Source organism: Mesorhizobium sp. M0243 (assembly GCF_040321775.1).
GTDB lineage: Bacteria > Pseudomonadota > Alphaproteobacteria > Rhizobiales > Rhizobiaceae > Mesorhizobium.
In genome coordinates this window covers 63,874-82,738 of the sequence record NZ_JAMYSF010000015.1, presented here as the reverse complement: position 1 = coordinate 82,738, position 18,865 = coordinate 63,874, and the positions used below count along the sequence as shown (strand labels likewise).

The 18,865-nt window shown below is 62.2% G+C and carries 23 protein-coding genes and 1 pseudogene; 9 read left to right on the top strand and 15 right to left on the bottom strand.

Going from position 1 to position 18,865, the window contains the following annotated elements; translation table 11 throughout:
* Positions 1 to 62 precede the first annotated feature (62 nt).
* The 4 genes from NKJ11_RS20025 to NKJ11_RS20010 all read left to right on the top strand — a co-directional run bounded on the left by NKJ11_RS20025 (position 63) and on the right by NKJ11_RS20010 (position 2,559).
* Positions 63 to 683: a thermonuclease family protein gene (locus NKJ11_RS20025; protein ID WP_127297290.1), complete on the top strand. Its 621-nt coding sequence runs from the start codon at positions 63 to 65 to the stop codon at positions 681 to 683.
* A 43-nt stretch (positions 684 to 726) separates the two neighbouring features.
* Positions 727 to 1,338 carry a glutathione S-transferase gene (locus tag NKJ11_RS20020; protein WP_352442421.1) on the top strand — a complete coding sequence of 204 codons (612 nt, stop codon included), beginning with the start codon at positions 727 to 729 and terminating at the stop codon, positions 1,336 to 1,338.
* Positions 1,278 to 1,958 carry a uracil-DNA glycosylase family protein gene (locus tag NKJ11_RS20015; RefSeq protein ID WP_352612298.1) on the top strand — a complete coding sequence of 227 codons (681 nt, stop codon included), beginning with the start codon at positions 1,278 to 1,280 and terminating at the stop codon, positions 1,956 to 1,958. Before NKJ11_RS20020 ends, NKJ11_RS20015 begins: the two co-directional genes overlap by 61 nt.
* Positions 1,959 to 2,067: 109 nt before the next feature.
* Entirely contained in the window at positions 2,068 to 2,559 is a 492-nt protein-coding gene (locus NKJ11_RS20010; RefSeq protein ID WP_006205209.1) for an Lrp/AsnC family transcriptional regulator, read from the top strand.
* 20 nt (positions 2,560 to 2,579) lie between these two features.
* Here the strand turns inward: NKJ11_RS20010 and NKJ11_RS20005 are convergent, their stop codons facing one another.
* The 12 genes and pseudogenes from NKJ11_RS20005 to moaA all read right to left on the bottom strand — a co-directional run bounded on the left by NKJ11_RS20005 (position 2,580) and on the right by moaA (position 11,871).
* The gene (locus NKJ11_RS20005; protein WP_127297293.1) at positions 2,580 to 3,149 is read right to left on the bottom strand and encodes a DUF3299 domain-containing protein; all 570 of its coding nucleotides are present in this window, start codon (positions 3,147 to 3,149) and stop codon (positions 2,580 to 2,582) included.
* Between the two features lie 133 nt (positions 3,150 to 3,282).
* Positions 3,283 to 3,987 carry a DNA alkylation repair protein gene (locus tag NKJ11_RS20000; RefSeq protein WP_352442422.1) on the bottom strand — a complete coding sequence of 235 codons (705 nt, stop codon included), beginning with the start codon at positions 3,985 to 3,987 and terminating at the stop codon, positions 3,283 to 3,285.
* Positions 3,988 to 3,996: 9 nt separating this feature from the next.
* Positions 3,997 to 4,866, bottom strand: a complete 870-nt coding sequence (locus tag NKJ11_RS19995; RefSeq protein WP_352552222.1) for an NAD(P)-dependent oxidoreductase — start codon at positions 4,864 to 4,866, stop codon at positions 3,997 to 3,999.
* A gap of 106 nt (positions 4,867 to 4,972) precedes the next feature.
* Positions 4,973 to 5,794 (bottom strand): ABC transporter permease, encoded by an 822-nt coding sequence (locus NKJ11_RS19990; RefSeq protein WP_352721507.1) that lies wholly within the window; start codon positions 5,792 to 5,794, stop codon positions 4,973 to 4,975.
* Positions 5,791 to 6,510, bottom strand: a complete 720-nt coding sequence (locus NKJ11_RS19985; RefSeq protein WP_352552218.1) for an ABC transporter permease — start codon at positions 6,508 to 6,510, stop codon at positions 5,791 to 5,793. The genes NKJ11_RS19990 and NKJ11_RS19985 overlap by 4 nt, the downstream gene beginning before the upstream one ends.
* Before the next feature lie 80 nt (positions 6,511 to 6,590).
* Positions 6,591 to 7,376 carry an ABC transporter substrate-binding protein gene (locus NKJ11_RS19980; RefSeq protein WP_352794119.1) on the bottom strand — a complete coding sequence of 262 codons (786 nt, stop codon included), beginning with the start codon at positions 7,374 to 7,376 and terminating at the stop codon, positions 6,591 to 6,593.
* A 157-nt stretch (positions 7,377 to 7,533) separates the two neighbouring features.
* Positions 7,534 to 8,043 carry a molybdopterin-guanine dinucleotide biosynthesis protein B gene (gene mobB, locus NKJ11_RS19975; protein WP_023813952.1) on the bottom strand — a complete coding sequence of 170 codons (510 nt, stop codon included), beginning with the start codon at positions 8,041 to 8,043 and terminating at the stop codon, positions 7,534 to 7,536.
* Positions 8,040 to 8,666, bottom strand: coding sequence for a molybdenum cofactor guanylyltransferase MobA (gene mobA, locus NKJ11_RS19970; protein WP_023813953.1), 627 nt, complete (start codon positions 8,664 to 8,666; stop codon positions 8,040 to 8,042). Before mobA ends, mobB begins: the two co-directional genes overlap by 4 nt.
* 55 nt (positions 8,667 to 8,721) lie before the next feature.
* On the bottom strand, positions 8,722 to 9,642 hold the full coding sequence (locus NKJ11_RS19965) for a DMT family transporter (RefSeq protein WP_023813954.1): 921 nt from the start codon (positions 9,640 to 9,642) through the stop codon (positions 8,722 to 8,724).
* Between the two features lie 225 nt (positions 9,643 to 9,867).
* Positions 9,868 to 10,225 (bottom strand): annotated as a pseudogene (locus NKJ11_RS19960) (hypothetical protein).
* Between the two features lie 120 nt (positions 10,226 to 10,345).
* Positions 10,346 to 10,819, bottom strand: a complete 474-nt coding sequence (locus tag NKJ11_RS19955) for a hypothetical protein (RefSeq protein ID WP_023813956.1) — start codon at positions 10,817 to 10,819, stop codon at positions 10,346 to 10,348.
* Between the two features lie 56 nt (positions 10,820 to 10,875).
* Positions 10,876 to 11,871, bottom strand: a complete 996-nt coding sequence (moaA, locus tag NKJ11_RS19950) for a GTP 3',8-cyclase MoaA (RefSeq protein WP_031213805.1) — start codon at positions 11,869 to 11,871, stop codon at positions 10,876 to 10,878.
* Between the two features lie 196 nt (positions 11,872 to 12,067).
* Here moaA and NKJ11_RS19945 point away from each other — a divergent pair, with 196 nt between their 5' ends.
* Entirely contained in the window at positions 12,068 to 12,421 is a 354-nt protein-coding gene (locus tag NKJ11_RS19945) for a gamma-butyrobetaine hydroxylase family protein (protein WP_292679513.1), read from the top strand.
* Between the two features lie 72 nt (positions 12,422 to 12,493).
* Positions 12,494 to 13,105 (top strand): pyridoxamine 5'-phosphate oxidase family protein, encoded by a 612-nt coding sequence (locus tag NKJ11_RS19940; RefSeq protein WP_352721504.1) that lies wholly within the window; start codon positions 12,494 to 12,496, stop codon positions 13,103 to 13,105.
* 17 nt (positions 13,106 to 13,122) lie between these two features.
* Here the strand turns inward: NKJ11_RS19940 and NKJ11_RS19935 are convergent, their stop codons facing one another.
* Positions 13,123 to 13,575: a MarR family winged helix-turn-helix transcriptional regulator gene (locus tag NKJ11_RS19935; protein WP_023813960.1), complete on the bottom strand. Its 453-nt coding sequence runs from the start codon at positions 13,573 to 13,575 to the stop codon at positions 13,123 to 13,125.
* A 47-nt stretch (positions 13,576 to 13,622) separates the two neighbouring features.
* Here NKJ11_RS19935 and NKJ11_RS19930 point away from each other — a divergent pair, with 47 nt between their 5' ends.
* On the top strand, positions 13,623 to 14,531 hold the full coding sequence (locus NKJ11_RS19930) for an alpha/beta hydrolase (RefSeq protein WP_023813961.1): 909 nt from the start codon (positions 13,623 to 13,625) through the stop codon (positions 14,529 to 14,531).
* 13 nt (positions 14,532 to 14,544) lie between these two features.
* Here NKJ11_RS19930 and NKJ11_RS19925 read toward each other — a convergent pair whose 3' ends face one another.
* Together NKJ11_RS19925 and NKJ11_RS19920 are read right to left on the bottom strand one after the other, a co-directional pair.
* Entirely contained in the window at positions 14,545 to 14,940 is a 396-nt protein-coding gene (locus NKJ11_RS19925; protein WP_352794117.1) for a rhodanese-like domain-containing protein, read from the bottom strand.
* A gap of 108 nt (positions 14,941 to 15,048) precedes the next feature.
* Positions 15,049 to 15,663, bottom strand: coding sequence for a TetR/AcrR family transcriptional regulator (locus tag NKJ11_RS19920; RefSeq protein ID WP_352794115.1), 615 nt, complete (start codon positions 15,661 to 15,663; stop codon positions 15,049 to 15,051).
* Positions 15,664 to 15,761: 98 nt separating this feature from the next.
* Here NKJ11_RS19920 and NKJ11_RS19915 point away from each other — a divergent pair, with 98 nt between their 5' ends.
* Both NKJ11_RS19915 and NKJ11_RS19910 read left to right on the top strand, forming a co-directional pair.
* The gene (locus NKJ11_RS19915; RefSeq protein ID WP_352794114.1) at positions 15,762 to 16,508 is read left to right on the top strand and encodes a 3-oxoacyl-ACP reductase family protein; all 747 of its coding nucleotides are present in this window, start codon (positions 15,762 to 15,764) and stop codon (positions 16,506 to 16,508) included.
* A 209-nt stretch (positions 16,509 to 16,717) separates the two neighbouring features.
* Positions 16,718 to 18,610, top strand: a complete 1,893-nt coding sequence (locus NKJ11_RS19910) for a L,D-transpeptidase family protein (protein ID WP_352794112.1) — start codon at positions 16,718 to 16,720, stop codon at positions 18,608 to 18,610.
* Positions 18,611 to 18,865 lie beyond the last annotated feature (255 nt).

Here is an 18,865-nt window from a genome sequence, read left to right as displayed (position 1 = left end):
TATGCGAGCAGCGGTTTCCAAGTGTTAAGCTACGTTCGAATGATTAACCAACCGTTTGCCATATGAGCCGCTCATGGTCGCCAAGACCGCGCCGGCGATACGTTGCGCGCCCCAGAAGCCTGTGGCGCCGGCTGGTGGATTACGGGCTTGCCGTCATCATCCTCGGACTGCTGATCCTGCTGGCGGCCCGCCTCGACCGGGTGGAGACACGCAAGACGCAAGGCGTGGCAATCATCAACGACGGCGATTCGATCACGCTTGGCACCGAGCGTATCCGCATGCGCGGCATCGATGCTCCAGAATATACGCAGACCTGCCGCAAGAACGGCGCGGACTATTCCTGCGGCACGCTTGCGCGTCAGTCGCTCGTTCGCCTGATCGCCGGCAAGCCCGTCTCTTGTACCGGCTGGCAGCGTGATCGTTATGGCCGGCTGCTCGGCGACTGCACCGCCGGCGGCAAGAATCTCAACCGCGCGCAGGTCGAGGCCGGCTGGGCGGTTGCCTATGGCGACTTCGAGAGCGAGGAGGCCGTCGCCCGGGCGGGAAAGGCCGGCATCTGGGCGGGAACGTTCGATCAGCCGCAGAACTGGCGAGACAGCCATCACGGGGAAGTCGTCGAGAAGAAGCACGGCACGCTGGCCTCGATCGGCGATGCCGTGCGCGAGATTTTTCGCTTCTGGTGATACGCGTCCTGGAACTGGAACCGAGAACGAACAGGAGGATGGAATGAAACTCTTCGACGGGGGCCGGGCGCCCAATCCACGGCGGGTCCGCGTTTTCCTGGCCGAGAAAGGCATCGAGGTTCCGCAGGTGCCCATCGACATGGGGGCGCTCGAACACAGGCAACAGGCGGTCAGCTCGCGCAATCCCTTGCAACGCCTGCCGGTGCTGGAACTCGACGACGGCACCGTCATCACGGAATCCGTCGCCATCTGCCGTTATTTCGAGGAACTGCATCCCGAACCGGCCCTGTTCGGGCGCGGCGCACTCGGCAAGGCGCAGGTCGAGATGTGGCAGCGACGGATGGAATTCAATTTGCTCAGTTGCGTCACGCAGGCTTTCCGGCACATCCATCCGGCCATGAAGGAATGGGAAATCCCGCAGGTCCCCGAATGGGGTGAGGCCAATAAGCCGAAGGCCGTGGCGTTCCTCAGGCTTCTGGACGGCGAACTGGGCAGCCGGGAGTTCATCGCCGGTGACAGCTATTCGATCGCCGACATCACCGGCCTGATCGCCGTCGACTTCATGAAGCCGGCACGCATCAAGGTGCCGGATGACTGCGCGAATGTGTTGCGCTGGCATCAGGCCGTCTCCAGCCGGCCGAGCGCATCAGCCTGAGAATGACTGTTGAACTCGAAAACCTCGTCGCCAGGGTCCGCGCCTGCCGTATCTGCGTGGAAAATTCGGCCGGCAAGCCGTTGCCGCATGAGCCACGACCAGTGCTGCGCCCTTCGTCCAGCGCCCGTATCCTGATCGCCAGCCAGGCGCCCGGCACCAAGGTACATCTGTCTGGCATGCCGTTCACCGACGCCTCCGGCGACCGCCTGCGCAGTTGGCTTGGCGTGACGAGCGACGAATTCTACGACATCGAAAAATTCGCCATCGTCCCGATGGGCTTCTGCTTTCCCGGCCAGGATGCCAAGGGGGGAGATCTGCCGCCGAGGCGCGAATGCGCGGCGGCCTGGCGCGCGCCTTTGATGGCCTCGATGCCACGGATCGATCTGGTGCTGACGATCGGCATCTATGCGCAGTCCTGGCACATGGGTGCGGCGCGCCGGCCCTCCCTGACCGAAACGGTCATGGATTGGCGCTCCATCTGGGAGAATTCCGTCGGTCCGAAAGTGCTGCCGCTGCCGCATCCCTCGTGGCGCAACACCGGCTGGCTGAAGAAGAATCCATGGTTTGAAATGGATTTGCTGCCTTTTCTGCGTTCGGAAATCCGATATCGCCTCGGCTGACCTTACAGCAAGAAATCACTCGCTTTTCCGTCAATTGGCAGAATTTCTTTCTTGTGAAAGGTCGGAATAAGGGGGAGTATAGCCAATCTATTCCCCTGGGGAGCAAAATATGGACCGCCTCGATAGAAAAATTCTCCGCCTTTTGCAGGAGGACGCGACACTAGCGGTCGCCGACGTCGCCAAGAAAGTCGGGCTGTCGACAACACCTTGCTGGCGGCGCATCCAGAAGCTCGAGGAGGAAGGCGTCATCAAGCGGCGCGTTGCCATTCTCGACCATGAAAAGGTCAATGTGCGCGTCACCGTCTTCGTGTCGATCCGCACCAATTCGCACAGCCATGAATGGCTGCGGCGTTTCTCGGAAGTCATCCAGGAGTTTCCCGAGGTGGTCGAGTTCTACCGCATGAGCGGTGACGTCGATTATCTGCTGCGGGTCGTGGTTCCCGACATCGCCGCCTATGACGCCTTCTACAAGCGGCTGATCGCCAAGATCGAAATCCGTGACGTGTCGTCGTCCTTCGCCATGGAGCAGATCAAGTACACGACCGAAATCCCGCTCGACTACATGGTGCTGGACAAGGAATCGGGTGCCAACGCTGCCTGAGCTGCAGCAGGTTGTCCTGCTTAGTTCTTCTTTTTGTTGAGGAAACTCCAGGGCGAGTTGACCGGCAGGGTGACGGTGTCCGGCACGCTGCCGACGGCGACCACGTCTGCCTTGCGGACGCTGTAGCCAGACTGGATGACGCTGACGCCGTCGAGGATGAACAGCTGGCTCTTCTCCATGTCCGGCTTCAGCGCGCCGGTGACCGCGACTGGCTGATAGGCCTCGGACATTTTGTAGGGACGTGCCGGCGTGACCAGCACGATCTGGTTGGGGGGCGGCGTTGGCATGTGGCTGCACGCACCCGTCCACGGCACCAGCAGGAACTGATAGACAAGATCGCCGTCGCGATCGACCGGCAATGCGTAGCCGGCTAGCTGAATGCTTTTGTCCTGCAGGTTGAGGGACAGCGTCTCGCCATGGTCGGGCAATTTTGCCGCGATCATCGGCAGCCCGACGTTTTCGGCGGCGGATTGCGTAGCCGGACGCAGATCCTTCCAGAATATGTGCGCGGTCTCGGCCGAGGCATCGGTGGCCGCGGACACAAACAATGCCGCTGCGAAGGCCAGGATTGATTTGGGAGGATTGCTCATTGGCCGCGTCCATTTGAAGCTCAAGTAAAGACGCCGCTGTCAACGACGTCAACGCTCCCGCCGCATCACATGTCGGCAGCCGCATCACATATCGGCGAGATCCAGACATGCCGGAAAGCGAAATCCCGCGCCGTCAGCCTTTCCTGGCGACGATCCGCGCGAGCGTCTTGGCATTGGACAGCTCCCTTACGGCGTCCTTGCCGATCCAGCGCGCCGTCTTGTCTGCCGACTGCGCCAATCGTTCGGCGACAGCCAGGGCAGCGCCGTGCATGTCCATTGATCGTTTGCCGATCGACCGAAGCGCCCAGTTCACGGCTTTCTTCACGAAATTGCGGCTGTCGTTGGCATGCGTTTCGATGATCGGCAGGAAGGCGAGGAAGGTCGTCTCCGGCTCCTTCTTCCGGTGGACGACAGACCAGGCCATCATGGCAAAGGCCGTGCGCCGAACGAATTCCCGCTCGTCCGCCGCGAACTCGGCGATCAGTTCTTTCCAGGCGTCCGTGTCGACAAAGAGGTCGGAGACGCCGTCGACGATGTCCCAGGAGTCGAAGCTGGCCGCCCATCGTCTTGCATCTTCAGCAGAAAACCGTTTCGGGTCAGCCGTGACGGAGGCGATGAACTGCGCCTCCATGATGCCGGTGTCCCATAGCTCGAAGGCGCGCTCGTGGTTGCGTCTGATCTTCCTGGCGATCTGCCGCTGCATGCCGTGCGAGATACCAAGCGCACGGTCGATCTTGATGCCGTAGCGCAACATGCCGAGGCGGTTCTCCTCCGACCCGATAGCGCGAAGATGGGCGACGATTTCCGCGGCTGTGGATTGAGGTGAGAGCTCTGCCACGGCGGAAACCTACTTCTCCAGGCGCGCCAGCAGCGAGGACGTGTCCCAGCGCTTGCCGCCCATCGCCTGCACATCCTTGTAGAACTGGTCGACAAGTGCTGTCACCGGCAGTCTGGCGCCATTGCGATCGGCCTCGGCCAGACAGATGCCGAGATCCTTGCGCATCCAGTCGACGGCGAAGCCGAAATCATATTTGCCGGCGTTCATCGTCTTGTGGCGGTTCTCCATCTGCCAGGAGCCCGCGGCGCCCTTGGAAATCACCTCGATCACCTTCTCGATGTCGAGTCCGGCCTTCTTGCCGAAATGGATGCCTTCGGCCAGGCCTTGGACGAGGCCGGCTATGGTGATCTGGTTGATCATCTTGGTGAGCTGGCCGGCACCGGCCGACCCCATCAAGCCGACCATGCGGGCAAAAGCGTCGATAACAGGCTTCGCTCTGTCGAAAGCGTCCTGCTCGCCGCCGACCATGACGGTCAGCACGCCGTTCTCGGCGCCGGCCTGGCCGCCCGAGACAGGCGCATCGAGAAACGAAAACCCGCCGGCTTCCGCCGCCGCCGCTAGCTCGCGAGCGACCTCGGCCGAGGCCGTGGTGTTGTCGATGAAGACCGAACCCTTCTTCATCGATTTGAAGGCGCCTTCCGGACCGGTCGTCACCGAACGCAGATCGTCGTCATTGCCGACACAGGAGAAGACAAAATCCTTGCCCTCGGCGGCCTGTGCTGGCGTCGCCGCAAGGCTACCGCCATGCTGGCCAACCCATTGCTCGGCCTTGGCCTTGGTGCGGTTGTAGACGGTGACATCATGGCCACCCTTGTTCTTCAAGTGCCCGGCCATCGGATAGCCCATCACGCCAAGACCGAGAAATGCAACAGATGCCATGAGCTTGCCCTTCAGAAACGGAATTTGCTGCGAAAGCTCTAGGCTCTGCGCTCAATTCGTCAAGACGCGTAGGGCAGGATCGGCTGGTGCAGCTGAATTGAAATAGTCAGCGTTTCAGGTGAACGGTGATCCGGCGCTCGATCCATTCGACGCCATGGCGCAATATCTCGACCATCACCAGATAGACGAGCGCGACCCAGATATAGGCCTGGATGTCGAACGAGTTGGCGAAGGCGAGCTTTGCATTGCCCATCAGATCATAGACCGTGATGATGGCGACGATGGCGGACGCCTTGACCATCAGGATCAGTTCGTTGCCATAGGGCCGCAAGGCGACGATCAAGGCTTGCGGCAGGATGATCTTGCGCAAGGTCTGCAACTTGTGCAGACCAAGCGATGCCGCCCCTTCCCATTGCCCTCTTGGCACGCTCTCGATGGCGCCGCGCAGAATCTCGGCCTGATAGGCGGCGGTGTTGAGCGCAAAGGCAAAGACGCCGCAATTGAACGCGTCCTTGAAAAAGTCCCAGAGGCCGATCGACTGGAGCTCGACCCTGAACGAGCCCAATCCGTAATAGACGAGATAAGTCTGGACCAGCAGCGGCGTGCCGCGGAAGAAATAGACGTAGCAATAGGCGAGGCCGGACAGGATCCGGTTCTTGGACATGCGCCCGTAAGCGACGGGCACCGACAGGATCGCGCCGAGCACCATCGATATGGAAACCAGCGAGAGCGTTACCCCAAGCCCTCGCAAATAGGCTGGCGCATATTTGGCGAAGAACTCAGGGTTCCAGGCAAGGAAGAGATAGCTGACGATGCCAATGCCGAACAAAATCCACAGGCAGACCAGCGCATAACCGGCAATACGCCTGCGCGGCCAGCCGCGCGCCCGGGGCGGGGGCCGTTCGACGATGGTGGCCGTGGCGCTCATCGTTGCGCCTCCCGCCGGCCAAGCGAGCGCAGAATCGCGCTGGTGGCGAAGGACGACAGGACGGCCAGGGCTAGAAAGACCAGGGAGGCGACGCCGAAGAACAGGAAAGCGTGCTTGGTGACGCGGGCGGCAATGCTGGCATTGCGCAGCGTCTCGGCCAGGCCGACGACCGATACCAGGGACGTGTCCTTGAGCAGGCTGAGCCAGCAGTTTTCCAGTCCGGGGAACGCGATGCGCAGCAGTTGCGGCACGATCACCTTGCGCATGGTCAGCCAGTTCGAAAGACCGATGGCATAGCCACCCTCATACTGGCCTTTCGGAATGGCCCGGAAGGCCGACAGGAAAACCTCGCTGGCATAGGACGAGAAGATCAGCGCAAGCACGATCATACCGGCGACAAAGCTGTTGACGTCGATGGTGGTGTCCGGCCGGAAGTACCTGACGAGATGCTGCAGCAGGATCGGCATGCCGAAGAAGAACAGGAAAAGCGTCACCAGCTCCGGCAGGCCGCGAAAGACGGTGGTGTAAATGTTGGCGGCAAGGCGCAACGAGGGTTCTTCGGACTGCTTGGCGAGTGCAATGAAAAAGCCGATCGCCAGGCCGATGGGCAGCGTGGCAAGCGCAAGCGCAATGGTGATCAGTGCGCCATAGGCAATATCGTCAAGCCAGCCTTCGGGTCCCCAACTGAGAAGTGTCCATATGCTCTGGGCTGGCATCGACCGGTCTTATCTCCACGGCATTCCCAAGACGAATAGAAAGACGGCGGGGAAATTCCCCGCCGTCTTGACCGTATTTATCAGGACTCGGCGCCGTAGACGTCGAACTTGAAGTACTTGTCGTTGATTTCCTTGTATTTTCCATTGGCGCGGATGGCGTCGATGGCCGAATTGAGCTTGTTGACCAGGTCGGTCTCGCCCTTGCGCACGGCAATGCCGGCGCCCGGCCCGAAGATCTCGACCGGCTGCGGCGAAGGCTGGCCGAGAATCTTGCAGCAGGCGCCATCAGGCGAATCCAGAAACTGCTGCAGCACGACGATATCGTCCTGGATGGCGTCGAGACGACCATTGGCAAGATCGGCCTGCTCCTCGGGGCTGCTCGGATAACCCTTGACGGTGCTGTCGGTGTAGGTCTTCGAGGCATAGTTGAAATGCGTGGTGGTGGTGGCGACGCCGATGGTCTTGCCGGCGAGATCTTCCTTGGTCACGCCTTTCAACGTCGAGTCTTTCGGCACGGCGAGCGCCGACGGCGTGTTGTAGTATTTGTTCGAGAAGTCGACCTTTTCCTTGCGCTCGGGCGTGATCGACATCGAGGCGACGATGGCGTCAAACTTGCCGGCCTGGAGGGCTGGAATGATGCCGTCCCAATCCTGGGCGACGAAGGTGCACTTGACCTTCATCTCATCGCAAAGCGCCTTGGCGATGTCGATGTCGAAGCCGACGAGCTGGCCATCGGCGGTGAGGTTGTTGAATGGCGGGTAGGCGCCTTCGGTGCCGATCTTCAGGGTCTGTTCCTGGGCCTGAGCTACGCCGAGCGTCAGCAGCGCGGCCGAAGCGGCGAGCGCGATACGCAGTGCAATACGCATGATAGTCCTCTCTTTATGGTCCCGGCCGTCGTTCCGAACGGCTCTGTGGGGCGGTGCTTTTGACCGCCCGCTGGCGCGATACTCCCATTCTTTCCAAGAAAAAAGCAACTGCAAAACCACAAAAATGGGCAAGGCTATTCTGCCGTTGCGTCAGCGCTCAAGCAACGAGCCCAGTGGTGCGTTCGATGAAGTCGGCTATCGATTTTGCATCGTCGAGATCGAATACCGGCAGCAGCTCGCCTTCAATCGCAAAATCGGCGGCGACAGCGACGATGTTGGGATCCTCCGCCGAAAGCGGCGTACGGTCCTTCGCATCCAGCCGGCGGGTTTCGATCTTGTCATGGGCTTCGCGCTTGTAGCCCTCGACCAGCACAAGGTCGCAAGGGGCAAGCCGCGACAGGACAGTCTCCAATGTCGGCTCGTCCTCGCCGCGCAGCTCGTGCATCAGTGCCCAGCGAACGCCGGAGACGATCGCGACTTCGGTGGCGCCAGCCTGCCGGTGGCGAAAACTGTCGGCGCCCGGTTTGTCGATGTCGAAATCATGATGGGCGTGTTTCACCGTCGAGACTTTCCAGCCGCGCCGGACAAGTTCGGTGACCAGCCTTTCGGTCAAAGTCGTCTTGCCGGAATTCTTCCAGCCGGTGATGCCGAAGACGCGTCTGTTCATGGCTTGATGCTCTGCAACAGACGCTCGGCAGACACAAGATCGTCCGGATCGTTGATGTTGAAGAAAGGGTCGACCCCCGCCGATTGCAGAACAGGGAATTCCACCTCGACAAAACCGTGCCGGTCGATGAAAGCCGAAACCCGCCTGATATCCTCGTCGACCAGAAAGTGCCGCAAGGCATCGCGGCAGCCGAGCGGCCAGAGCGCGAAGGTCGGGTGCCGCTTGCCGGCCGAGCAGGCAACGGCAATCGAACCGGGACTTTGATCGGCGGCCGCTGCCAGACGCTCGACAAGGTTCAACGGCAGGAAAGGCGTGTCGCCGGCAGCACTGACGATCGCTTTGCAAGACGTATTGGCCGCGGCCCATTCGAGGCCGGTCAGGATTCCGGCGAGCGGCCCGGCAAAGCCGGGCACGCTGTCGGCAAGCACCGGCAGTCCAAAGCGCAGGAATCGTGCAGGATCGCCATTGGCGCTGAGCGCCAGCGATTCTATTTGCGGGGTGAAGCGCGACACGACCTGGTCAAGCAGGCAGCCATCGCCAAGCGGCAACAGGCTCTTGTCGCCGCCGCCCATCCGTCTCGACTGGCCACCGGCCAGGATGATCCCCGCAATGTCTCGCTTCATGCCACGAAGCCTGTACGCCAGCCGTCGGAAATCACAAGAACCTTCAATGATCTGGCTAGATTCCGTCCGGAACCATGCTCGGCCCCGTGCTTTCGGCGACGATCTTGCGCCGGCCGGCGACCCGCTCGCGGTAGAGCGCATAGAGGCCCGAGCCGATGATGATGGTGGCGCCGACGATCATCGGCGGATCGGGGATATCGGCGAAGATGAACAGGCCAAGCAGGATCGACCAGATCAGGGCCGTATAGCGGAACGGCGCGATGAAGGAGATGTCGCCCGCCCGCATCGCCATGATGATGAACTGGTAGCCGATCAGCACCAGCACCGCCGCCAGGGCCAGCAGGGCTGTGCTGTCCCCCGTCATCGGCGTCCAGCCGCCCATTGCCGGCAACAGCGCCGCACCGACGATGGTCATGGCAAGCGCGGTTGCCGTCGACACCAGCAATGTCGGAATGGCCTTGGGAATTTGCTTGGTGGCGAGATCGCGCACCGCACAACAGGCAACGCTGGCCAGCGCCGCCAGCGAGTAGATGCTGAACCCTTCGAAGCCAGGCCGCACGATGATCAGCACGCCGGCAAATCCGATGGCGATGGCCAGCCAGCGCCGCCAGCCGACAGCCTCGCCAAAGACGAGCGCGGCCCCCATCGTCACCGCCAGTGGCAGCGCCTGCAGCACCGCCGAAACATTGGCGATCGGCAAATGGGCGAGGGCGACGAGAAAACTCACCGTGGCACCGGCCTCGCTGATCACGCGCAGGGCCACCAGAGGCTGCAGCATCGAGCCCGGGCGGGCGAGCGCGCCGCGCTGCCAGGCGAGCAAGCCAACGAAAAGCGAAGCGAAAGCCCCACGGATCAACATGACCTGCGCCATGTTCATCGATTGTGACGAGTATTTGGTGATGGCGTCGTTGAGGCAGAAGCCGGCCATCGCCACCATCATGAACAACGCGCCGCGAATATTTGGTGACAGGGGCAAGACGGCTACCGGTTCTGCTAATGCATGTCGCCCAAAAGTGACCTCGATTTTTGGGAAACGGCATGCATAAGAAACAAAGACCTAAAGCGCGTCACCTGAATCCGTTCAAACGCGACGCGCTTTAGGCAGCAAGCCTGTAACAGCCGGGCATGAAACAGCAATAGCAAAGGGCTGGGCCACAGCCTTGTTTGTGGCCCAGAAGATCACCTGCAATGGCGGCAGAACTTACTTCTTCGGCGTCAGCACCTCGGTGCCATTGCCTTCCTTGCCGGCGATGGTCCACAGACCATGCAGCGAGCCGTCGTCCGTCATCTTGTAGACGACGAGGCCGATATCCTTGCCCATGACATAGCCGGCGGAGAAGGCGTCATCGTTGCGCATGCAGATGCCGTCGGAAGATGAGCCACCGGTTTCCCAATGGATCGCGCAGGTCGTCCCGCTGGTCAGCGTGATGGTGGCTTCGCCGCCAGGCCGAACCGTCGAAGTTGGTGCCGGCGACCGTATAGGTGCCGCCGATCGACTGCGCCGCGGCGGGCGCGGCCGCGAGACCGAGCAAGGCGAGAGAAAGAATGAGTTTGCGCATGATGTATTCCCCCTGTGAGCGAAGAGCCGCTTCCAGAGAAAGGCTAGGCTGGAACAGACTGGCCGTAAATCCGGCTGCGGTTCGCGAACAAGACTTTTTCTGGGGTGTGGTCCGAAACGTTCATGGTCCCTTGAGACTGCCGGCAATGGCGCCGACCAGCGGGTCGTATTTCGACTTCAGGGCCGGAGGGTAGTCGACCCAGACCGTGCGGATGACGCCATCTCCACCAAACAGGCGCCGCTCGTAAAAGATCTTTCCTTCCTTCAAGCCCGACAGCACTGCCCAGTCCTTTCCGGCCCTGCTGTAGGTCACCTTGTAGCCCGGCTCGTTGCTCGCCTTCTGCGCCGCGACAAAGCCTTTCGGCGTATCGTCGTCGATGTTGAGGATGCCCGAGCAGATCAGGCTGGCACCATCGGCACTCAGCCATTGCTGCCCGTCGCCATTGTCGGGCTCGGGCTGGTGCTCGGTGAAGATTTCCTCGGGAAAGGTGCAGACGGTGCCGAAGCGCTCGTTCACATAGGTGAACGGCGCGGCAATTGCCGTGCTCGCCGCGATCGCAGCGAAAAACGTCCCGAATGAAAAGAACCGCCGCATGTCTTGCCCCGAAGTCGATGACCGCACGGCAATTCTTGCACAGATCGGCGGGAAGATCAGCCGCCGGTGACGCTCATATGGCGCGATACCGATGGGCGGCTGGTGCGGCGGTCGATGATGAAGTCATGGCCTTTCGGCTTGCGGCCGATCGCTTCGTCTATCGCTTCGGCGACCAGCTCGTTGCCTTCGGAGGCGCGCAAGGGCGCGCGCAGGTCAGCGGCATCTTCCTGACCCAGGCACATATAGAGGGTGCCGGTGCAGGTCAGCCGGACGCGGTTGCAGCTTTCGCAGAAATTATGCGTCATCGGCGTGATGAAGCCGAGCCGTCCGCCGGTCTCGGCGACCTGGACGTAGCGGGCCGGGCCGCCGGTCTTGAAGGGAATGTCGGTCAGCGTGAACTGGCGTTCCAGCGACGCGCGCAGCAGCGACAGCGGCAAATACTGGTCGGTGCGGTCGGCATCGATCTCGCCCATCGGCATGGTTTCGATGACCGTCAGGTCCATGCCGCGGCCATGCGCCCAGCGCATCATCTCGGGCAGCTCGGCGTCGTTGAAATCCTTCAGCGCCACCGCGTTGAGCTTGACCTTCAGCCCCGCCGCCTGCGCGGCATCGATGCCTTGCATGACCTTGTCGAGATGGCCCCAGCGGGTGATCTTGTGGAACTTGTCGGCATCGAGCGTATCGAGCGACACGTTGATGCGCTTCACGCCGCAATCGGCGAGTTCGGCGGCAAAGCGCGACAGCTGCGAGCCGTTGGTGGTCAGCGTCAGTTCTTCCAGCGCGCCGCTGGCGAGATGCCGCGACAGCTGGCGCACCAGATGCATGATGTTCTTGCGCACCAGCGGCTCGCCGCCAGTCAGGCGCAACCGCCTGACGCCCTTTTCGATGAAAACCGTGCACAGCCGATCGAGCTCTTCCAGCGACAGCAGGTCCTTCTTCGGCAGGAAGGCCATGTCCTCGGCCATGCAATAGGTGCAGCGGAAATCGCAGCGGTCGGTGACCGACACGCGGAGATAGCTGATCGTGCGGCCGAAAGGATCAATCATGTCCATGCAAGCGCTTCCCGTGGCCGTGAACGGCTTCGTTATATACCGCTATGTGATACGATCCGGCCATTCATTCAAGATACCGCCTCTCGATCTTTGGTAACATCCCTCAGCCGACATCGCATGTCGGTCGGTCTCATCAGGCCTTTTCCCGTTTGGCGAAGCGGCGTAGGGAAGGGCGGATGAGACGGGATCGAACAGCATGACCGCACCGAAAGAGCTCAGGGTCTCCAAGGACCGCAAACTTCTGTCCGTCACTTTTCCCGACCATCGGCCGTTCGAGCTGCCGGCGGAACTGCTGCGCGTGGCCTCGCCATCGGCCGAGGTGCAGGGCCATTCGCCCGAACAGCGGGTGACGGTCCCCGGCAAGCGCAATGTGGCAATCCTCAAGATAGAGCCGGTCGGCAACTACGCCGTGCGCATCACCTTCGACGATTTCCACGACACCGGCATCTTCACCTGGAATTACCTGCATACGCTCGGCCACGAGAAGGATGCGCGCTGGGAGGCCTATCTCGCGGAGCTTGCGGAAAAGGGCCTGAGCCGGGACCGCTAAATTGATTCCCCTCGCTGTCGTCAAAACGTCATCGAGATGGCGTAGCGCCGGCAAAGGTTTGGAGGCGAAAACATGTCCGTCATCACCACGGTCGAGCAGCTCGAGGCGCTCTATGGCGTTCCAGGCGAGGCCTCGCTGGTCAAGGAACTCGACCAAATCATTCCCGAATATGCCGCCTTCATCGAAGCCTCGCCGTTCGTCGCGCTGGCGACCAGTGGCCCGGAGGGGCTGGACTGTTCGCCGCGCGGCGATCTCGCCGGCTTTGTGCGCATCCATGATCCGAAAACCCTGATGATGCCGGATCGTCGCGGCAACAACCGCGCCGATTCGCTGAAAAACATCATCCGCGACCCACGCGTCGGCCTGCTGTTCCTGGTACCGGGCTCCGGCACGACGCTGCGTGTCAACGGCCGCGCTCATATCACCACGGATACGGCGCTGTGCGCATCATTCACGGTGGACGGCAAGGCGGCGCGATCGGTAACCGTCGTCGACATCGATTCGGTCTATTTCCAATGCGCCCGGGCCATCGTCCGTTCCGAGCTCTGGAACGCGGCAAGGCACGTCGACCCGAAGTCGCTGCCGACGCCCGGACAAATCCTGGAAATCACCAGCCGCAGCAACATCGACGGCGAAACCTACGACAAGGAATGGCCGGAGCGGGCGAAGAAGACGATGTGGTAGGTCTGGCTGAAAGGTCGTCACGCCTCTTTTAGCACATCATAGATCTTGCGCATCTGCTCGCCGATCATGTCGCATTGTTCCGGCGTCGACTGGCTCATCGCCTTCTCGATCAGCGCCATATGCACTTTCAGCGCCTGCATCAGCAGCGCCTCGCCGGCCTCGGTGAGCGCGAGCCGCAGGATGCGCTTGTCCTTCTCATCACCTTCGCGGCGCAGCAGGCCGCGCGCCTCCAGCTGCGGCAAAAGCATGGTGATGTTGGAGCGGCCGACGAGCAGCTTGCGGGCAAGATCGTGCTGCGACATGCCGGGGTGGCGATAGAGGTTCATCAGCACGTCGAGCTGCGCCGGTTTCAAATCGAGCGGTGCAAGCTTCACCGCGAGCGTGCGCTCCAGCACATGGCATGCGCGCGCCACCGCGACCCAGTTGCGGAAACGGGGGTTGTCCCAAGGCAGCTCTTGTTTATTGTTCATCTTTGAACTATTATGTTCATGCTTGAACGTATGGATGGATTTTCACTATGGCATCATTCGGGCTGAAGGTCATCCGGGGCGTGTTCGGTGCGGCAGAGCGTGTCGCGCCGCGGCTTAGCGGACGCGCGGCGTTCGAATTGTTCTGCCGCACCCCGAATGTCAAGGTGCTCAGCGATGGCGAGCGCCGCGCTGTCGAGCGTGCGGCCGGGTTCATGACCGAGGCGCGACATCACCGACTGAAGACCGCGACCGGCTGCGTCATGGTGCACGAGTTCCGGCCCGAGCCGGGCAGGGCGGCCGCCGGCACGGTGCTCGTCGTCCATGGCTGGCGCTCGCGCACCGAATATATGCGCGCCTTGATCGAAGGCTATCGCGCCGCCGGCTACAGGGTCGTTTCGCTTGACCTGCCCGGCCACGGCCAGTCGCAGGGCCGGCGCCTGAACATGGTCAATGCCGTGGATGCGGTGCGAATTGCCGGCGAATGGTTCGGCCCCTTCGTGGCGGCGGTCGGCCATTCCTTCGGCGGCGCCGTCGCCGCCAATGCCATCGCCGGTTCGGTCAAGAACATTCCGCCGCTGGCGGCCGGACGCCTGGTGCTGATCGCGGCGCCAAGTTCCCTGCCGGCGATCTTTGCCGACTTCAGTCATATGTTGAATGTCGGCCCGCGCTCGCAAGCCGCCATGGCGGACCGGGTCGAGCATCTTTCCGGCCGGCCGCTGCACGAATTCACCGGCGACCGTCAGCTCGCCCAGGCGCCGGTGCCGACCCTGGTCATCCATGCGCAGGACGATCGCGAAGTGTCGGCCGATCATGCAAGGCGCTATGCCGGCGCCGGCGGCCATGTGCGGCTCTACTGGGCCGACGGGCTCGGCCACCGCCGTATTCTCGCCGACAAGGGCGTGGTCGAACGCGCGGTCGGCTTCGTGACGCATCGCGAGCCATTGCTGCTGCACTGAGCGGCGGTCGAGATTATTTCTTCTTCTCGCCGGGTTCGACCGGCAGTCCGGCGGCCTTCCAGGCGGTGTAGCCGCCAAGGATGTGCTTGACCGGCGAAAGCCCCATGTCCTGCGCCGTCTTTGTGGCCAGCGCCGAGCGCCAGCCGCCGGCGCAGAAGAAGACGAAGCCCTTTCCCGAGGCGAAGAACGGCTTGTGGTAGGGGCTTTCGGGATCGATCCAGAACTCCAGCATGCCGCGGGTGACATGCTTGGCGCCGGGAATCCTGCCGTCTCGTTCCACTTCGCGCGGATCGCGCAGATCGACGAAGATGGTGTCTTCATCGTCGAGCAGTCCGGCTGCCTCCTCCGGCGAAACCACTTCGATCTCGGCGTTCGCCTCGTCCAGCAGCTCGCGATAACCCTTTTTCACGCTCTCATCCCTCCCGGCCTTGCCGGCCCTAGCATTGCTGGCCTCCCGGCCTTGCCGGCCCTAGCATTGCTGGCAAGTCAGAATTTCGATCACACCAGCCGGCGTTTGTCACGCCGCGTCGGTGCCGGCCATTGTCGTCCAGGCAGCCATGGCACCGGCCACCGTCGCCAGCAGGGCATCGTGCGAGGCACCGTCGCGTGCCTGAATCGACATGCCGTGCTGAACCGTGGCGAAGAAAGTCGCGGCGGCGCTCGCATCGAAATTCGCCGGCAATTCGCCTTCGGCAACGCCGCGCTCGAGACGCTTCTGCAGGGCGGTGTGGTTTTCGGCACGACGACGGCGCAGGTCGTCGCAGATGGCGCCGCGGCTCGAATCCTGATGCAGCGCGCCCAGCGTGATCAGGCAGCCCTGCGGGCGATCGCTCTGCGCATAGGCCTTCGCCGTCAGGGACAGGAATTGTTCGATCGCCTGCCGCGCGGTCGGAGCCTCGTCCAGCGCCAGCCAGATGTCGGCACCCTCGGTGTGCGAGTAAAAATCCGTCGCCTCCAGGAACAGCGCCTCCTTGCTGCCGAAGGCGGCGTAGAGGCTGGGCGAGTTGATGCCCATGGCGGCGGTCAGCTCGCTCATCGATGCGCCTTCGTAACCACGGGCCCAGAACACCTGCATCGCGCGGCGCAGGGCTGCGGTTCGATCGAAGGTGCGGGGACGGCCTCGTTCCGACATGATGCTCTTTTCTGTGTTGATCGATACATAATTAAGTTGACGCCGACGGGCAAGGCTGGCAGACATTTATGTATCGATCGTTACAAAAGGAGAAATCGATGTCATCCAACCAACTGGGCGGCAAGGCCGCGCTCGTCACCGGCGGCAGTCGCGGCATCGGTGCGGCGATTGCGCGACGGCTCGCGGCCAACGGCGCCAGTGTCGCTCTGACTTATGTGCATGGCGAGGAGCAGGCTCGCTCGGTTGTGGCCGAAATCGAGGCCAAGGGCGGCCGCGCCATCGCGATCAGGGCCGACAACCGCGATGCGGTGGCTATAGAAAAGGCCGTCGACGACGCAGTGACCGCTTTTGGCCGGCTCGACATCCTGGTCAACAGCGCCGGCATCTGGCGGGCCGCCCCCATCGACACGCTGTCGCTCGCAGATTTCGACGAGACCATGGAGGTCAATCTCCGGGCTCCATTCATCGCCTCGAAGGCGGCGGCCGTGCATATGGGTGAGGGCGGCAGGATCATCTCGATTGGCAGCAACCTTGCCGAGAGGGCGACCGACGGCAGCCTCACGGCCTATTCAGCCAGCAAGGCGGCGCTGGTCGGCCTGACCAAGGCGCTGGCGCGCGACCTCGGCCCGCGCGGCATCACCGCCAACGTCGTCCACCCCGGTTCGACCGACACCGACATGAACCCGGCCGACGGCCCGCACGCCGAGCATCAGCGCCGGAAGATGGCAACACCGCGTTTCGGCAAGGCCGATGACATTGCCGGTATGGTCGCCTGGCTTGCAGGCCCTGAAGGCCGCTTCGTCACCGGCGCTGCCCTGACCATCGATGGCGGCGCCAACGCCTGATCCCGAGAGATTTCCGGCTGGGGCGGAACAACCCTCCGCTCCAGCCGTCACGATCTTGTGAAACCGTTCTGCAACAGGCTTTCCAAAATTTATGAAAGCTTAACGAAATCGGTATGAATCAGTATAGTCGCGCCTTACATCCGCCATGCGGTGAGCGGGACGATCTAGCGTGCGGAACGGGAACCGGTTGCGGCCGGAGCGGGTGATTCATGAAATTCCTCGGAAACAAAGCAACCGTGATGCCGCTGATGGCGATCACGGCAACGCTGGCTTTCGGTGTACCCCAGGCAGGCGCGCAGGGGCTGTTCGACATGCTGTTCGGCGGCGGCGTCAAGCATGCGCCGAAAGGCGAGTTTCCGCCTCCGCCACCGAAGCACAAGCCAAAGCCGAAGGCTCCGGCCAGCGGTGGCGGTGGCGGTGCGAGAATCAGCAGCCCATCCTACTACACCTACAAGGCCGACCGGCTGGTTCGCGTCGACTTCTCGGCGCTGGCCCCGACGCCAGAGCCGGCGACGCCACAGGATGCGGCTTTCGTGCCGTCGGCAACGGGCGCCGCGTTTCGTGATGCGGTTGCCAGCTTGGGTGACTACGAACTCTTAGCCGAGCCCGACATCGCCAAGGCGCTGATCGCGTATTACTCGGCCAATCCGGATTTCATCTGGATAAGCGGAACCAGCCTCAACAGCCGCGCGCAGGATGCGGTGCGGGTGCTTGGCGAGGCTTCAAGCTATGGTCTCACGCCCGCCGACTATACGGTCGAAGTGCCCGCTGCCGGCGCATCGTCGGCCGATGCCAATGCGCAACTGAAAGAGCTCGTCCGTTTCGAGATGGCGCTTTCCGCGCGTGTGCTGCGCTATGCCCACGACGCCCAGAACGGCCGCGTCGATCCCAACCGCATGACCGGCTACTATGATTTCCCGGCCAAGCCGCTCGACTTGCAAGGCGTGCTGAGGACGCTGGCGCATACCCAGCAAGTGCGCACCTATCTCGAATCGCGGCATCCGCAGAATGCGGAATACCAGGCACTGCGCGTCGAGCTGGAATCGCTGCAGGCCAGTGCGGAAAACGAAATCGTCGTCGACCCCAAACTGTTGCTGAAGCCGGGCGAAACCAGCCCCGAACTGCCGAAGCTGCTGACCCTGATCGCGCGCAATCTCGATGACGAGATGGGCGGCGCCTATGGCGAGATCCTGTCCAGGCTGGCCACCAGCGAGGTCTATGATCCGGAACTGATTCCGATCATCAAAGCCGTGCAGCAGAAGGCAGGCATGAAGGGCGACGGCGTCATCGGCCCGCGCACCGTCGCGACGCTGGCCGGAACATCCAAGGCCGACAAGCTGCTGAAGGTGGAAGTGGCGCTGGAGGAACTGCGCTGGCTGCCCTCCGATCTTGGCAGTCCGCGCGTCTTCATCAACCAGCCGGCCTTTACCGCAAGCTACATCGACAATGGCGAGGAAAAGCTGAAGACGCGTGTCGTCGTTGGCCGGACCACCAACCAGACCTCCTTCTTCTACGACCAGATCAAGCAGGTCGATTTCCATCCCTATTGGGGCGTGCCGCAGTCGATCATCGTCAACGAGATGCTGCCGAGATTGCGCAACGATCCGGGCTATCTCGACCGGGCCGGCTACGAGGTGACGGATTCGCGCGGCAAGCGCATTCCTTCGTCGGCGGTCAACTGGGGCGCCTATGGCTCCAACATCCCCTACAGCGTTCGCCAGCAGCCGAGCGAGGCCAACGCGCTGGGCGAGTTGAAGATCCTGTTCCCCAACAAGCACGCGATCTACATGCACGACACCCCGCAGAAATCATTCTTCCAGCGAGATATGCGCGCGCTCAGCCATGGCTGCGTGCGGCTGCAGGACCCGCGCGGCATGGCCGCGGCGGTGCTTGGCACCTCCGTGGACTATATCGCCGAGAAGCTGAAGCACGGCCATGCGACCGAGAATGTGACGCGCACGATCCCGGTCTATGTCGCCTATTTCACCGCATGGCCCGATCTGTCCGGCAAGGTCGAGTATTTCGGCGACGTCTACGACCGCGATTCGCGCCTGAAGCAGGCTCTGGACGCTACGGAGGCGGTTCGCTCGCCTTTGAGTTGATCCAGGACTTCGGTAGACCGTTAACTCATAAATACGGAATGACCGAAAGCGGAAAGGCGGCTGAGAGGGAACGAGGAGCGGCGGCTACCGTTATCGAACAAGCTCAAAACGCAACTGTGATCCTGTTTCGGTAGGGACGAACGATGTTGAGCGATCGAAGCGATTCTGCGACGGTGTTTTGCCATCGTCGGCATTCTGCCGATGGCTGACGAAGGTCGACCAAGCTACGGAAGTGGGCACGTTTCGCTTCAGCGT

Coding starts and splice junctions, on each gene's coding strand:
- NKJ11_RS19995 (WP_352552222.1), bottom strand. CDS start 4,866: ATGGCATCTGTTGCATTTCTCGGTCTTGGCGTGATGGGCTATCCGATG.
- moaA (WP_031213805.1), bottom strand. CDS start 11,871: ATGGACATGATTGATCCTTTCGGCCGCACGATCAGCTATCTCCGCGTG.
- NKJ11_RS20005 (WP_127297293.1), bottom strand. CDS start 3,149: ATGAGCAATCCTCCCAAATCAATCCTGGCCTTCGCAGCGGCATTGTTT.
- NKJ11_RS20025 (WP_127297290.1), top strand. CDS start 63: ATGAGCCGCTCATGGTCGCCAAGACCGCGCCGGCGATACGTTGCGCGC.
- NKJ11_RS20020 (WP_352442421.1), top strand. CDS start 727: ATGAAACTCTTCGACGGGGGCCGGGCGCCCAATCCACGGCGGGTCCGC.
- NKJ11_RS19915 (WP_352794114.1), top strand. CDS start 15,762: ATGTCATCCAACCAACTGGGCGGCAAGGCCGCGCTCGTCACCGGCGGC.
- NKJ11_RS19930 (WP_023813961.1), top strand. CDS start 13,623: ATGGCATCATTCGGGCTGAAGGTCATCCGGGGCGTGTTCGGTGCGGCA.
- mobB (WP_023813952.1), bottom strand. CDS start 8,043: ATGAACAGACGCGTCTTCGGCATCACCGGCTGGAAGAATTCCGGCAAG.
- NKJ11_RS19980 (WP_352794119.1), bottom strand. CDS start 7,376: ATGCGTATTGCACTGCGTATCGCGCTCGCCGCTTCGGCCGCGCTGCTG.
- NKJ11_RS19920 (WP_352794115.1), bottom strand. CDS start 15,663: ATGTCGGAACGAGGCCGTCCCCGCACCTTCGATCGAACCGCAGCCCTG.
- NKJ11_RS19985 (WP_352552218.1), bottom strand. CDS start 6,510: ATGCCAGCCCAGAGCATATGGACACTTCTCAGTTGGGGACCCGAAGGC.
- mobA (WP_023813953.1), bottom strand. CDS start 8,666: ATGAAGCGAGACATTGCGGGGATCATCCTGGCCGGTGGCCAGTCGAGA.
- NKJ11_RS20010 (WP_006205209.1), top strand. CDS start 2,068: ATGGACCGCCTCGATAGAAAAATTCTCCGCCTTTTGCAGGAGGACGCG.
- NKJ11_RS19910 (WP_352794112.1), top strand. CDS start 16,718: ATGAAATTCCTCGGAAACAAAGCAACCGTGATGCCGCTGATGGCGATC.
- NKJ11_RS19990 (WP_352721507.1), bottom strand. CDS start 5,794: ATGAGCGCCACGGCCACCATCGTCGAACGGCCCCCGCCCCGGGCGCGC.
- NKJ11_RS19955 (WP_023813956.1), bottom strand. CDS start 10,819: ATGCGGCGGTTCTTTTCATTCGGGACGTTTTTCGCTGCGATCGCGGCG.
- NKJ11_RS19945 (WP_292679513.1), top strand. CDS start 12,068: ATGACCGCACCGAAAGAGCTCAGGGTCTCCAAGGACCGCAAACTTCTG.
- NKJ11_RS19940 (WP_352721504.1), top strand. CDS start 12,494: ATGTCCGTCATCACCACGGTCGAGCAGCTCGAGGCGCTCTATGGCGTT.
- NKJ11_RS19935 (WP_023813960.1), bottom strand. CDS start 13,575: ATGAACAATAAACAAGAGCTGCCTTGGGACAACCCCCGTTTCCGCAAC.